This is a genomic window from Mycobacterium gordonae (assembly GCF_002101675.1).
Taxonomy (GTDB): domain Bacteria; phylum Actinomycetota; class Actinomycetes; order Mycobacteriales; family Mycobacteriaceae; genus Mycobacterium; species Mycobacterium gordonae.
The window spans coordinates 1-13,740 of the sequence record NZ_LQOY01000121.1 but is presented as its reverse complement, the minus strand read 5'-3'; the positions used below and the strand labels follow the sequence as shown (position 1 = coordinate 13,740).

Below are 13,740 nucleotides of genomic sequence, written 5' to 3'. Positions count from 1 at the left end.
ATTCATCGTCCCTTCCAGCCCGACATCGGGCCACAGGACTCTAAAACTGGTTGGACTCATTCACCGGGAACACGCCATCTGCGAGATCCACAGGACTCGGATCAACCGCTAGCCAACTCCAAAACCAAGTGCATTTCTCTAATAGAGACTTAATGTCTGGCGCCCTCGGACTGCTATTCCTTTGCAACGACACTACGGAGCGCAAAGCACAGGCGATTTAACGGGCTCAATAAAGCTTAGTCCTCACACGCGCGCCTGCCGAGGCAAACTTAAACTAAGATCCTTGTTCCGTTCGTCGATGTCGACGTGGAAAATGCCGTGTCATGAACAAGCCGCGTATTGAGGCTCGAACCGAAAGCTTGAGATGCCGAATGGTAGCACCGACGTATCTTTAGATCGCTTCATTCGCTGCCCTTGCAAGATCGGCAGCAGATCGGTCTTCGATTTCGTCGGCGACCGCAATACGTACGTCCTTTACGCGGGCAGTCTTCCAACTAACCCATGCACCTGTAGCGGTTCTCATATCAAGCAATGGATGAATCTCGACATCAGCGGGGACGCCGAATGCAGTAGTAAGACGCCCGGCTATCAAAGCTTTGAGCCTATTTTTGTCGGCATCATTTTTGGCTTTTACGCGTACTAGCAAGCGGTCCTGTCCACCGTCGGACTGTATCTCCAACTCGTACCCATAGACGAGAGTCGGATCGACGAGGATCTCATTCTCGATTTCCGCGGCCGTGCGCTTATGTCCGCCGATGTTGACCATGTCCTTGGCTCGTCCGAATTGACGGACCGTAAGGCTCCCCGAACTGCTGCGGCTGATTTCAACCAGGTCGCCGGTGCGATACCTAATTAGGGGCTTGATGCCGGGAATTAGCGTCGTCAAGCACAGCTCTCCGTACCCCTCGAAGCCGAGCGTCTTCCCCGTGTCAAGGTCGAGTACTTCGAGTAGATAGGTTGGCTGCACTGGAACTAGGCTTCCGTCCGGATTCGTTCGGATGGAGACGCCGGCTTCCTGGGAGCCGTACATGAAGTCGTAAGCAGTCGCGCCCCAAGTCTCCTCAAGCAGTGCCTTCATGCTATCCGTACACATCTCGCCTGTCGTCAGGAGACACCGAAGCGAGAGATCTGCTCGCACGTCAACCCCATAGGTTTCGCTCATTTCCGCCAACGCCATAAGAAGGCCCGGTGAGCATAGAATCATGTTTACCTTGAGCTCGAGCATCACTTCAAAAAAGCGGTCGAATCCGATAACGGGTGAAATCGGAAATAAGTCGAGCTTCGTTATACCGATCTGCTTGGCGGCAAACGACATCGATAAGCAAGCCATGTGCAGTTCGTTTGGGGCAATCACAGCCAATACGGGCCGAGGATCACCTTCGTTGAAGTGTTCCTTCACGACCTTATCAAGAGCCTGCGCCATAGGTAGGACATCGAGGTCGAAATCGATCTCAGCCTTGGGGCAGGGGGTCGAGCGCCCGGTCGTCCCCGTGGTAGTGAAGAAAAACGCCGCATCACCCACACCGCCGCAAAGGAGGTCATACATCGCGTCACGAAGGTCGTCCTTGGTCGTGTATGGAATCTCGCCAAGATCTGCGAGGGTCAAGTTGTCTGCATCTATCCCAGCCAGGCGTTTCCGGTAGAAGGGCGACCTATCCTTGACATGCCTAACGACGTTGCGTAGCGATCGTTCATGCCAGTCTGCGAGCTCTTCAGTCGAGACCTTGTCCGTATCCCAACGGTTAATAAAGTCGCGCCATTCGGTCGCATCCACGGGAGTGCCTCCTCGAAGTAGTGGGTGGCGATGCGAAGCGACCATCCGTCGAGCTGGCCGCTACATGGCAGAGTCGCATCTGGCGGGGAGCTTCGTGGCTGATGATAGCCTCCCGGAGAGGAGCGGAACGCCGTGGGTGGGCCGCTATCGATCCTACGACTCAAGGAGGGTGGCTCATTGGACAGGATGAATGGTGTATACCTTCCGCTCGTCACGCCATTCTATGAAGGTGAGCTCGATCTTAAATCGCTGCACCGGCTCCTCGATCACTACAAAGCAACGGGCATTGCCGGGTTCGTCCTCTTAGGCACTACAGGTGAGGCTCCCACTGTTGAGCTCAGTGAACAAAAAGCTTTTGTTGACGCCGCTGTTGCAATTATAGGTAGCTCGCTGCCAATTTACGTGGGTATTGGCGGAAATTCGACACGCGACGTTGGGAACACGATCAAGGCATTCGAACGCTTTGATTTAACCGGCTACCTACTTGTAACACCGTACTACAATCGGCCGCCAATCGACGGTTTGATCCAACACTTTAGTGTCGCCGCCTCAAGTACGAGTCGACCAATTATCGCTTATAACGTTCCCTATCGAACGGGTATTAATTTGCCGAACGATGCTCTTCTGGAAATTGTAGCAACCGTACCGAACGTGCGGGCGATCAAGGATGCCACAGGGAACATCCTGCAAAGCCTGGACCTTCTTGAGCGGGCGCCGGACGACCTGGCCGTTCTCACAGGTGAAGACCCGCTGTACTTCACCAGTCTCGCCAACGGAGCTGCTGGCGGCATCCTAGCGTCAGCCCATCTCCGGACCGAGTCGTTTGTCGATGTTGCCGACGCCATCAGCAAAGAGGAAATTGTCCGGGCAAGAATGTCTTGGCGTGAAATCAGCGGGATGATACCATCATTATTTGCGGAGTCTAATCCCATTCCCCTCAAATACTGTCTCTGGCGCTTGGGCCTGCTTCGGTCGCCGGAATGCAGACTGCCATTAACAAGCGTCTCTCCGGGACTTGCTGAGGTGCTTGACGGCATCGTGGGTCGTAGAGATTGCAATTAGTGCGTTGTCCGCGACGACTGGGAGTCTACGTATCAATTGGCGGTGATTGGTATCGACGACAGCGCAGCAACCGCGCTGTATCGGAAAGAGGGACGACTGGGACGACGATCACAAAAGTCTTTCGACTATGAATGTGGGAGGCATTTCGTGCTTCGTTGCGATATAGCGTCATCCCTATTAAGCCCCGCAAGGACGCCACTCAAGCAGTCCAATTGGCTTTCTCCCAGTGATTAAGGTTGCGGAGTTTCGGTCCTGTAGCCGATGTCGGCCGGAAGATGTGATGAACACATGTCCGGTCAGCAAACGCCACTCGAGCTAGGCGAGGGGACCCCTGCCTAAGACCCTGGCGCATGCTGGCATACGTAGACGTCTGTGAGATCAACGCGGTCCCGGACATGCAGCCCGACTCTGTTTGAGTGAACTCAGCCATGGGACTCGCCCGACGATGACATCTTTGATCCCAGAAGTTTGCGCAGCGCTTCGTCGGCAGAGCCGGCGGGAGGGTCATCAAGTGAAGCAATAAACACCGCCGCGATCTCGGTCTGGTGTCGGGCAAGCACCTTCCGCCACGATTGAATGTTGGGATGTTCGACGTGCGTGATAACTTCTGCGGGCGCGAGGCTATTAATCGCAGCCGCTAACTGAGCACTCGTTATTCGAAATTCGCGGGTGCCCCCGGAATATCCGGTGGTCTCTGCGAGAATCACCGCTGGGAGCGCGTGCGTTTGACCCGGCGGGTTGATGTATGGAAAAGACCAGACCTGTCCGTTGTGGTATCCGACCGCATATGCAAGCGGCCGTACCCAGCCAGCTATGCGACCACTGCGCAGCCGACTAATCTCTCGCAGCCCAGAAATCGTCGACCAATCCTCCTCTGTCATAGGCGAATCCAAGCACATAGCGGGAACGTGTGCGATAAGTCATAGCATGTGACTCTTCGGAACTTGATAGCAGTAAGGAAACTCCTCACCGCCGAGGTCAGACATCGTTGTCAGGAGTTGGTCGTGACCTGATCTGCGGCAGCGATGGCGACTCGACGGCTGCGCTTGCTGGCGCCATGCGCACTGTCGTCACTGCCCGTTGTCTGGACTAGGGAAGTTCTCCCACGGCTCACCGGTGGGCTGGTCTCGGTGACGGGTGGCGGACGCAGGGCGCAGTGGAGCGACCGGCGCGGACGGGAGCGCTAGCGGACGGAAGCAGAGGGAGCGCAGCGGAGCCCGGAGGTAGCCGCCCGCAGGGCAGGCACGATCAGCTCGGGTAGGCGGTGAGCTGTGGAGCAGTGCTGCGATGGCCGAGGCGGCGGGCACGCAGCGGCCGTGTCGGGGTGGGCGGGAGCGGGCGCTTAGCGTTAGCCGTAGAGGCGTTGGCGGAGTTCGCGTAGGCCGGTTAGGCGTGGGCGTCGGTTGAGGGCTTCGATGTCGTCGATGAGTTCGGCGACGCGGGGTGATTCGGCGAGTTCTTCGGCGGCGATCTGTTCGGCTTTGATCAGGGCCAGCAGTGCGCCGCGCCCGGAGCGGGTCAGCAGGTGGGCGCGGGCGATGTCAATGAGGTAGCGGGCTTGGCGTTCGGGGGAGAGTTGTTCGGGGTGGCGGACGTGGGCGGCGCGGTCGAGGGCTTGTTGTCCGTTGCCGAGTTCGACCGCGACCCCGACGGCGTGCATGGCCACGTTGGTGGGTCCGAATTCGGTGTCGTGGTGGTTGTGGTCGGCGCCCAGGACGGCGGCGAGCCGGCGTGCCACGATCAGGCATTGTTCGGCGGAATCGGTGTTGGCGTCGCGGGCGTGCAGGATCGCCAGCAGCAGCGCGCTGGAGCCCACGAGTGAGATCAGGCTGTGATCGCCGCCGGCGATGATGGCTTCGTGGCGTCGGGTGGCTTGGGTTAAGACGTGGCGGGCCAGTGCTTGTTCGCTCGAGTCGAGCAGGGTGCGGGCCATGCGCAGTTGACCGGCCAGGATCAGGGCGGGGTCGTGGGTGCGTTCGGCGGCGGCGATGGCGCGGTCGGCGGCCACCCATCCCGCACCTCGGTCGCCGACTTTGACCAGCATCGCCGCGGCGGCTTGATAGGTCTGGGCCAGCAGCGAAAGAAGTTCGGGGCGTTGAGTTTTCGCCGCGGTTCGGCTGGCATTCTCTAGCTCACCGATGAGGGCGGCGATGGCTGGCCCCATGTCGCGGTAGGCGCTGGCATGGATGCGCTCCCAGATATGCAGGGTGCGCTGCCGCAGAGATTCCACATCGCAGGGTGGCCCATCGGCTACCGGTGTGATGATGCTGTCGGGAGCGGGGTGACCGGCGATGGCCAGACGAAGCCGCTCCACGTAGGGCCGGTTGCGGGCGGTCTCGGTGTCGGGTCCCAGGGCGGCCTCGATGAGCTCCTGTAACGGCGCGCCCAGCACCGCGGCCAGCCGTTGTATGACGGTGAGGTCGACCAGTCGTAGTTCGCCGCGTTCGGTCTGGGAGACCCAGCTGGCCGATTTGTGCATGTGGTCGCCGAGGCGCTCCCGTGACCAGTTCTTTGCTTCTCGGTAGGTACGAACCAGGTCCCCGGCTGTGGGGTCAGCGCGGGGCACCGTCGCCTCGAAGGGGCTGCCCGTTGATCGCACCGGCAACGGGGGTAAGGGTCCACACCTCGGGTGGGCCGGCCAGATGCTGGGTCCGCTCGGCCAGGAACCGGCGGGTGTGTGGCGCGGCTTCGTGCGCGTGGAAAGCGTCGTGGCTTCGGTAGCACTCGTAGAACACCCGCACGCTGGCCTCGCCGGCCTGGGTGTGGCTGGCATAGATGATCGTGTCGGGTTCCTCGGTAGTGATCGCGGCTAATGTGTCGGCGACGAGTGCGTCGAAGGCGTCCTCGTGTCCCGCGCGAAGACTGAACCTGACCAGCAGTGCGAACAATGTCACCCCCAACGTGCGACACCGCTGTGGCGCGCTGTTGTCGTTCTCGTGTGCGCGGTTGTCGCACACCCTACCCGGCTGCCTCGGTGGCGGCGTTGAGAAGACCCGCAGGCACCGGCCGGGGGCGGCGTCAACCGCGAATCCGCATGCGACGGTGCGGCCGGCGCACAGTTTTGCACAGCCGCGCTGTGTGTTTTGGTCCTCCGTTCTCGACCTTGGCTGGTGCCGGGCTGCACTGGGTGGCGCGTCCAACAACACCGTTGGGCCGCTCACCCGAGAAGGCAGGACACACCATCATGAAGCTACGAATCGAGACCACCGGCGTGACGTTCCTTTGCACCCGGATTCCCGAGCAGCGCACCAATTTCGACACCGGCGCCCCACGGATCGACAAGGCGACCGGGCAGGCGTTGTGGCAGGTCCAGCTGATCGCCCTGGACGCCACCGGCGGCGAGGTGCTGGCCGTCACCGTGGTCGGCGAACCGAAAGTCACTGTCGGCCAACCCGTTGCGGTGTCGGGTCTGGTGGCGTTGCCCTGGTCGCAGGACGGCCGCTCGGGCATCGCGTATCGCGCCGAAACCATCACCGCCGCCGATCCGGGCGCGGTCGCCGCGAAGGCGGGCCAGCAGACCCGGTAATCGAGGTCTGGCCCGACAGCACCCGCATGAGCGCGGTGCGGCTGTCGGGCCGGCCTCCCCGGCAACACCCCAACCCGTCGCAATGGAAAGCGTGCCCTCATGTCGAACACCTCAAACCGTAACAACCGCAACGATAATCAAGCATCTGATGACGACTGGATCGGCGAGCTGATCTGGGGACTGGTCAAAGCCGCCGGGCAGCTGCTGTGGTGGGCAATCCTGTTCCCCACGCTCAGCGTCCCGGTCATCCTGACGATCTGGGTCGCCATCGCCCACGGCCCCCGCGCGGGCCTACTGACCGCCGCCCTGGCCGGCGCCGCCTTTATCGGCTGGGCCGTGCTGGAGCCGTCCTCGTTCACCGCGTGGGTGACCGCCCCGGTACGGCAGCGCTGGCTGTCGTGGTGGCGCTACCGCCGCACCTGGGCCTCGGTGTGCACCCTGCACGGTGTGACCGCCCGGCTCGGTGAACGCAGCCTGGTGCCAGTCTTGCAATCGGTGCGGATCGGCAATCACACCGACGTTCTCACCTTGCGGGTGGTGGCCGGCCAGTCGATCAACGACTGGCAAAAGCGCGCTCCGGCGCTGGCGGCGGCATGGCGGGCCGACCGGCTCACGATCCGCGCCACCACCCCCGGCGAGCTGCGCATCATCATCGGTCGCAGCGACGTGCTGGCCCAACCCATCGCCCTGCCCATGCCGACCCGGGCAACCACAGTCGACCTGGCCGCGGTGCGGGTCGGAATCACCGAGATGCGGACCTGGTGGCAGCTACCCGTGTTGGGACGGCACATCCTGATCGCCGGTGCCACCGGAGCCGGGAAGGGCTCGGTGCTGTGGTCGCTGATCGCCGGACTGGCGCCCCAGGTCGCGACAGGGCGGGTGCGGTTATGCGTGATCGACCCCAAAGGCGGCATGGAACTGGGCGCCGGCGCCCGGATGTTCTCTCAGTTCTGCCACCACACCGGCCAACCCACGATCGAATTGCTGCGCGGGATGGTGGGGTTGATGCAGACGCGGGCCAACCGGCTGCGCGGACACACCCGCCTGCACACCCCCACCCCGGCCGCGCCGTTGATCGTGGTCGTCATCGACGAGATCGCCGCCCTGACCGCCTACCTCACCGACCGCAAACTGCGCACCGAAACCGAACAGCTGCTGGGCCTGCTGCTCTCCCAGGGCCGCGCGGTCGGGATTTCGGTGGTCGCCGCCGTGCAAGACCCGGCCAAAGACACCCTGCCGGTGCGGCAGCTGTTCACCGTGCGGATCGGGCTCCGCATGACCGAAGCCACCCAAACCGCGATGGTCCTGGGCCAAGGAGCCCGCGATGCCGGCGCCGAATGCGACCTCATCGCCGATGCCACCCCCGGTGTCGGGTATGTGATGATCGACGGTACCGCCGACCCGATCCGGGTACGGGCGTTTCACGTCACCGACCACGACATCAGCAGCCTGGCCCGAACCTTTCCCGCACCCCGCCCCCGCACACCAGGCACCGCGCAAAACACCACCCCTGGCACTGGCCACCGTGACAATCAGGGGCAGCGGTGACCACCGCCGTGGCGGACAACCCGATGATCGTGTTGCCGGGGCTACCAACCACCGCCGATGCCGGGCCGGTGATCACCCAGATGCTGCGCCGCGCATCCTCGCCCGGTTTCGGGCCGTGGTGGCGCCGCGCCGAATCCGTCGGGTTTTGCGCCCACCCAATCCAACTGTCCGGTGCCGACACTGTTGGGCGTCGGCACACCGTGTGGACACGCTGCAACAACCGCCGCGCGTCGGTGTGCCCGTCATGCTCAGACCTGTATGCCCGCGATACCTGGCAACTTGTACACGCCGGAGCCGCCGGCGGCCACCACGACGTACCCGTTGAGGTCGGCAACCGTCCGCAAGTGTTCGCCACACTGACCGCGCCCAGCTACGGGGCGGTGCACAAAGCCACCGGCACACCCTGCCACCCTCGCCATGGTGCCAGCTCAGCCAGCCGGTGCGTGCACGGAAACCAGTTGCGGTGCAACATAATCCACAGCATCGATGACCCGACCGTGGGCCAGCCGTTGTGCCGGGACTGCTACGACTACCTCGGGCATGTCTTGTTCACCTGGCATCTGCCCGAGCTGTGGCGCCGGTTCACCATCGCACTACGACGCGCCGTGGCGACACATCTGGAAGTCGTTGGGGTCAAGCCCGGCTCAGTGCGGGTCAGTTTCGTCAAAGTTGTTGAACTGCAAGCCCGCGCCATTCCTCACATCCACGCCCTGATCCGCCTCGACCCACCAGCCGACAACGACACCACCGGATCAGGGGACGACAACCGTTACGGCCCCGCCGCCCCTCGGGGTGGTGGGGAGTCCCGTCCGGTAGCCGACCAGCACACCGGCTGGTCGTCACCGATCACCGCCGCCGAGCTGGCCGCCTTGATCCAACACGCTGCCGGTCGCGTCAGCATCGACGTACCCGCCCGCGTCGACGATTACCCCAACCAGGGCGGGGTGCGCACGGTGCGGTTCGGCACCCAAATTGACACCCAAGCGTTGGAACTCGAAACTATCACGGCTACAAGCGATTCCGTGATAACGGGAACCGCACCCATCGCATCGTCGCGGCTTTCGCCGCGTCGGGTCGCGGCGTATCTGGCGAAATACGTCACCAAATCCCTGCAAGACTTCGGGATCACCGCGCGCCGGCTGTCCGCCGAGGCGATCAGCGAGCTGGCCGTCAGCGAGCATGTGCGGGCCATCCTGTCCACCATCGCCGAACTCGCCGAACACACAGCGTCCGCGGGTCCGTCGTTAGCGGGGATTGGGCGCTGGCTGCACACCCTGGGCTACCGCGGCCACATCACCACCAAATCCCGGCACTACTCCACAACCATGGGCGCCCTGCGCGCCGCTCGCGCCACCTGGACCCGTAACCAGATAGCCAAACATTCAGGGCGGCAGAATGATACGCAATCCGCCCATTTCGCTGACGACGTGACGGCGAGCACAGGCAGGCGGCAGCAACCGATCGATACCGATGAGATGCTGTGGGAGTTCGACCGCGCGGGACACACCAGCGCCGGGGACCGCGTTCTGGTCATCTCCGCAGCGCTGCGCCATATCGGCGCCCGCATTACCGGTATCACCGAATCCCGGACTGTCTCCACCCGCATCCCGCCGCCACCACGCGGGACAGGGTGATGGCCACGACGCCCGCGGGCGGCGCTGCCAACAACCACGATGCCGGCGCGGTCCCGCTGCACGAGCGCCCGGAGTTCATCGCGTGGCTGACCGCATCGTGTGAACGCCAGAACCTGGCAGTCACCGTGACCGATCCGACCGTCATCGAACGCGTCGCGATCCTGGTCGGGGCGACACGCCCGCAGCGGCCAGCGCGTCATACCCGCCAGACTGGGGCCACTCGGTCGATATCCAGGCGGCGCGAACCGGGGGTGCCCGGTGCGATGACGGCGTGATCGAGCACGGCTTTGACGATGGCCTGTTGGCGACCCAGGTCCAGATCAGCCCACCCGCTGCGCAGTATCTCGCCAGTGCCGGCCAGCTCGTAGACGGCGGTGGTGTCGGTCGCTGCAGCAATATCACGGCGCGCCGCGATGATGCGCTCGGTGATCGGATCACGCGCCGCGATCCACTCCCGCGCAGTAATGGCGCCATCGGCATACAGCCCCGCCAGCTCATCCAGACGTTCCTGATCCGCGTCGACCTGGGCGGCCAACGCGGCAACATCGGCATCAGCGGTGGTTTTGCCCGCCAGCGCGTCGGCCAACTGCGGTGAATCCAGCCGCGCCATGACGGCCTCGGCGAGCAATTCCTCGACCGGGGCGGCGACCACCGTCAACCGGCCACACCCACCATGATCCGGCCCTTTGAGGCACACGTAGCGGCGTACGCGATTCTGCGGATTGCTGTGCCGGGCTTGGGAATACAATCGGTTGCCGCAGCGCCCGCAGCGCAACATCCCCGACAACAGGTAGGTTCGTGCGGTGCGGGATTTGGTCACGGAGCGTGCCGCCATCCGCGCCAACACCCGATCACGGTCTGCTGGGGTGATGATGGCGGGCCATACCGCCGCACCGATCACCTCCCCGCGGTGCTCCCGCAACCCGGCGACGCGGCCCGAGGACAATACCTGGCGCACCGCGGTGGTCTGCCACGATGTCGCGACGCTCGGGGCGATCTGCGATTCGTTGAGCCAGATGGTCAACGACCGCAGCGATTGGCCCGCCAGGTATCGGTCCACCATTTGGCGGATCACGGTGGCCTCTGATTCGCGCACGGTGATCTTGTCGGCTTCATACCCGAACGGGCGCGCTGAGCCATGCGGCAACCCGGCCTCGGCGTTCTGCAACATCTTGCGGCGGATACGGGCCGACTTGCGGCCGGACTCCTTGGCGGCGAACGCCGCGAAAATCCGCGCCATGAACAACCCATCATCATTACCGAGGTCGATATCGGCGGTCACCGTGGCCACATCGCGCACCCCCACCGACTCGCACAACGTGACGAACTCCTCCAACTCCACCGGACGCCGATGCAGCCGATCCAAGTTGTAGACGATCACCGCATCACGATCACCCGAGCCCAGGTCTGCCAGCATCCGCGCATACTGCTGGCGGGGCTTGCCGGAAAACGCCGACACATCGTTGTCCACGTATTCGCCACCGACCGGCCACCCCCGGTCAGCGGCGAGCTTGCGGCAATCCTCCAACTGCCGGGCCACCCCCAACCCAGTGCCCTCCGCATCCGAGGAAATCCGGGCATAAATCGCCGCCGACCCCACCCCGACACTCTGACCAGCAGATTTCTTCGCAGACATGAGGGTAGTTTAACAACTTATGACCTTCCTGCCGGTTCTGTGTCCTGGCTTCCCGCGCCGACCTGATCTGCTCAGCACGGCTCAATCCCGAACTCGCCCAACGCTACGCCGCCGTGGAGCAACAGACCGGACACCGATTCCGGGTCGACCTGAGCATGGCCGACGTCATCGCCGCCGCCACCGGCACCGCCCGCCAACCCACCGACCAACTCACCCTGCTCACCCCCTGAATCCCAGCCCCACCCCGAACCGACCAAGGAGCCTCCGAATGAACACCACCCCAGCCGCAGTCCCGAACAGGCCCGCCCGCTCAGGCCGCGTACACGCCCCCGGCCTGAGCGCCGAGCAGCTCGCCGAGGTCCAGGCCGCGGTGGCCACCCACCCCAGCACCTGGCAACCCAGCGGCCAGCCCACCGGCATCACCTACACCGACATCTTCTGCGGCTACGGCGGATCCAGCATCGGACTGACCAACGCCGGACTGACCCTGGCGTTGGGCGCAAATCACTGGGACAAAGCCATTTCCACCCATGCCCTCAATTTCCCGGATGCTGATCACCTGATCGCCGATGTGTCCAACTACGACATGCGCCGGCTCCCGCGCACCGACGTGCTGTGGGCCTCCCCCATCTGCACCGAACTGTCCCCAGCCGGGGGCCGCGCACGCCGCCAAACGCAACTGTCGCTCCTGGAGCCCGACGGACACGTCCCCACCGCCGCACTCGACCGCACCCGCGCCACCTTCTGGGATGTCGTCCGGGCCACCGAAGTACACCGCTACCAGATCGTCTGCGTCGAGAACGTCGTCGAAGCCGCCAGCTGGGAGCTGTTCAACGTCTGGCTGGCCGCGATGGACACCCTGGGCTACACCCACCAGTTCATCTCGGTGTCCTCGGCCCACATCGGCGACGACACCAACCCGCACGCCCCGCAATGGCGCGACCGCCTCTACATCTTCTTCACCTCAACCCGACTGCCCTCCATTGATATTCGGCCCCGACCGCTGGCCTGGTGCCCGGACTGCGACGAAATCAACCACGCCGTGCAATCTTGGAAACGCCCCACCGCCCGCCACATCGGCAAGTACCGCACCCAATACACCTACCGCTGCCCCAACACGGCATGCCGCAACCGCGTCGTCGAACCCTTCGTGCGCCCGGCCGCCACCGCAATCGACTGGACCGACCTGGGCCAGCGCATCGGAGACCGCACCAAACCGCTTGCCGCTGCCACCATGCGCCGCATCCGCACCGGCCTGCAGCAATTCGCCCAACCCGCCGTCGTCTCCACCAACCACGGCACAGGCGGCGAGGCCACCGCCTGCCCACCGTTCCTGCTTGACCGTCGCGCCTACCACGACGGCGACGCGCGCCGTATCAAACCCGTCAGCGAACCAGTCGGCACCATCACCGCCAACGGCCGCCCCCACACCGTGGTCACCCCACCGATGATCGTGCCCGCCGGCGGATCCTGGAACGAAACCGCCACCACCACCGGCCAGCCGCTGCGCACCCGCATGACCCGCGACACCGAGGGCCTGTGCACACCCGCACCCTGGATCACGGTGCTGCGCAACCACGCCGACGTCACCCCCCTTAGCGACCCGCTGGCCACCGTGGCCACCGGCGGCGGCACCGGAGGAGGCCACCAGGCGCTCACCGTGCCCGCCGGAGCCTTCATCCAAAAACACCACGGCGGCCTGGACTACACCGCGATCGGCCACATGACCAAAAGCGTGACCGACCCCCTGCCCGGCATCGTCGCGCGACCCAACTTGTCCCTGGTCATCCCCTACCGCAAAGGCACCGCCAAACCCACCGGCGAACCCCTGCACACCGTCGCCACCCGCGACTCGGCCGCCCTGCTGGCCGCGACCGAAAGCATCGACGTCAACGACTGCCACTTCCGGATGCTCACCCCGCGCGAACACGGCCGCGCCCAACGCTTCGCCGACGACTACCGCGTCGTGGGCAACCGCTCCGAGCAGACCATGGGCTTCGGCAACGCGGTCAGCGCCAACGTCGCCCAATGGCTCGGCGGCATCATCGCCCACTTACTGACCGCCACCTGACTCGTGGCACCTCACCCACCTGAACACCACCGGGAAAAGACGCCAGGAGAAGAAACAAATGAACACCGCACAACCCTCGACAATTCGCCGCGATAGTTTCGCAAATACCAACAATCGAACGAATTTCCATAAACAGCGCATACAGACAAATTCTGGCACTCGCAACAATGGCACAAATGACCTGCTTAAATTTCCTCAAACAATGGCTTTAAGTAGCCGAATAGGCTATGCTGTATATATCACCACCCGACCGTTCAAATACCATTCAGGGGGACCCGTGAACACCATTCTCTACACGAAGCCGAATTGCGTTCAGTGTGATGCGACAAAGCGCGCTCTCGCCAAATCTGGCATTCCGCACGAACTCGTCGACATCACCGTCGAACCCGACGCGCGTGACTACGTGCTATCCCTGGGCTACCTGTTCTCTTGCCGGTTTGAAAATGTCTCATCGATGCTCGGCGACGGACAACAACGACCTCGCCGCGA

11 protein-coding genes are annotated in these 13,740 nt (G+C 63.6%); 6 read left to right on the top strand and 5 right to left on the bottom strand.

All coding sequences use genetic code 11. The features are described 5' to 3' along the window. Window positions 1–391: 391 nt before the first annotated feature. Entirely contained in the window at window positions 392–1,774 is a 1,383-nt protein-coding gene (locus tag AWC08_RS19135) for a phenylacetate--CoA ligase family protein (RefSeq protein WP_085088104.1), read from the bottom strand. A gap of 186 nt (window positions 1,775–1,960) precedes the next feature. On the opposite strand from AWC08_RS19135, the gene dapA reads away from it, so the two are divergent. Then, window positions 1,961–2,836: a 4-hydroxy-tetrahydrodipicolinate synthase gene (gene dapA, locus AWC08_RS19130; RefSeq protein WP_085088101.1), complete on the top strand. Its 876-nt coding sequence runs from the start codon at window positions 1,961–1,963 to the stop codon at window positions 2,834–2,836. A 422-nt stretch (window positions 2,837–3,258) separates the two neighbouring features. Here the strand turns inward: dapA and AWC08_RS35530 are convergent, their stop codons facing one another. From AWC08_RS35530 to AWC08_RS19120, 3 genes are all read right to left on the bottom strand, one after another. Continuing rightward, window positions 3,259–3,717 carry a lysozyme family protein gene (locus AWC08_RS35530; RefSeq protein ID WP_142283665.1) on the bottom strand — a complete coding sequence of 153 codons (459 nt, stop codon included), beginning with the start codon at window positions 3,715–3,717 and terminating at the stop codon, window positions 3,259–3,261. Between the two features lie 467 nt (window positions 3,718–4,184). Then, window positions 4,185–5,402: a helix-turn-helix domain-containing protein gene (locus AWC08_RS19125; protein WP_055577388.1), complete on the bottom strand. Its 1,218-nt coding sequence runs from the start codon at window positions 5,400–5,402 to the stop codon at window positions 4,185–4,187. Beyond that, the gene (locus tag AWC08_RS19120) at window positions 5,389–5,730 is read right to left on the bottom strand and encodes a putative quinol monooxygenase (protein ID WP_231752410.1); all 342 of its coding nucleotides are present in this window, start codon (window positions 5,728–5,730) and stop codon (window positions 5,389–5,391) included. Before AWC08_RS19120 ends, AWC08_RS19125 begins: the two co-directional genes overlap by 14 nt. 290 nt (window positions 5,731–6,020) lie before the next feature. Between AWC08_RS19120 and AWC08_RS19115 the strand changes: the two genes are divergently transcribed. The 3 genes from AWC08_RS19115 (at window position 6,021) to AWC08_RS19105 (ending at window position 9,544) form a co-directional block, all read left to right on the top strand. Further along, entirely contained in the window at window positions 6,021–6,362 is a 342-nt protein-coding gene (locus AWC08_RS19115) for an SCO3933 family regulatory protein (RefSeq protein ID WP_055577389.1), read from the top strand. 99 nt (window positions 6,363–6,461) lie between these two features. Then, complete coding sequence (locus AWC08_RS19110) at window positions 6,462–7,910, top strand: FtsK/SpoIIIE domain-containing protein (protein WP_055577390.1); 1,449 nt, start codon at window positions 6,462–6,464, stop codon at window positions 7,908–7,910. Window positions 7,911–7,933: 23 nt separating this feature from the next. Continuing rightward, window positions 7,934–9,544 carry a replication initiator gene (locus AWC08_RS19105; RefSeq protein ID WP_055577392.1) on the top strand — a complete coding sequence of 537 codons (1,611 nt, stop codon included), beginning with the start codon at window positions 7,934–7,936 and terminating at the stop codon, window positions 9,542–9,544. A gap of 196 nt (window positions 9,545–9,740) precedes the next feature. Here AWC08_RS19105 and AWC08_RS19095 read toward each other — a convergent pair whose 3' ends face one another. After that, window positions 9,741–11,180: a recombinase family protein gene (locus AWC08_RS19095; protein WP_174900777.1), complete on the bottom strand. Its 1,440-nt coding sequence runs from the start codon at window positions 11,178–11,180 to the stop codon at window positions 9,741–9,743. A gap of 268 nt (window positions 11,181–11,448) precedes the next feature. On the opposite strand from AWC08_RS19095, the gene AWC08_RS19085 reads away from it, so the two are divergent. Both AWC08_RS19085 and AWC08_RS19080 read left to right on the top strand, forming a co-directional pair. Beyond that, window positions 11,449–13,251, top strand: a complete 1,803-nt coding sequence (locus AWC08_RS19085) for a DNA cytosine methyltransferase (protein WP_085088098.1) — start codon at window positions 11,449–11,451, stop codon at window positions 13,249–13,251. A gap of 277 nt (window positions 13,252–13,528) precedes the next feature. Then, on the top strand, window positions 13,529–13,740 hold a 212-nt coding region (locus AWC08_RS19080), incomplete at its 3' end, for a glutaredoxin domain-containing protein (RefSeq protein ID WP_272868261.1).

What these genes read in the sequence shown, in the direction of transcription:
- dapA (WP_085088101.1), top strand. Translation starts at nt 1,961, where the DNA reads ATGAATGGTGTATACCTTCCGCTCGTCACGCCATTCTATGAAGGTGAG.
- AWC08_RS35530 (WP_142283665.1), bottom strand. Translation starts at nt 3,717, where the DNA reads ATGACAGAGGAGGATTGGTCGACGATTTCTGGGCTGCGAGAGATTAGT.
- AWC08_RS19115 (WP_055577389.1), top strand. Translation starts at nt 6,021, where the DNA reads ATGAAGCTACGAATCGAGACCACCGGCGTGACGTTCCTTTGCACCCGG.
- AWC08_RS19110 (WP_055577390.1), top strand. Translation starts at nt 6,462, where the DNA reads ATGTCGAACACCTCAAACCGTAACAACCGCAACGATAATCAAGCATCT.
- AWC08_RS19105 (WP_055577392.1), top strand. Translation starts at nt 7,934, where the DNA reads ATGATCGTGTTGCCGGGGCTACCAACCACCGCCGATGCCGGGCCGGTG.
- AWC08_RS19095 (WP_174900777.1), bottom strand. Translation starts at nt 11,180, where the DNA reads ATGTCTGCGAAGAAATCTGCTGGTCAGAGTGTCGGGGTGGGGTCGGCG.
- AWC08_RS19085 (WP_085088098.1), top strand. Translation starts at nt 11,449, where the DNA reads ATGAACACCACCCCAGCCGCAGTCCCGAACAGGCCCGCCCGCTCAGGC.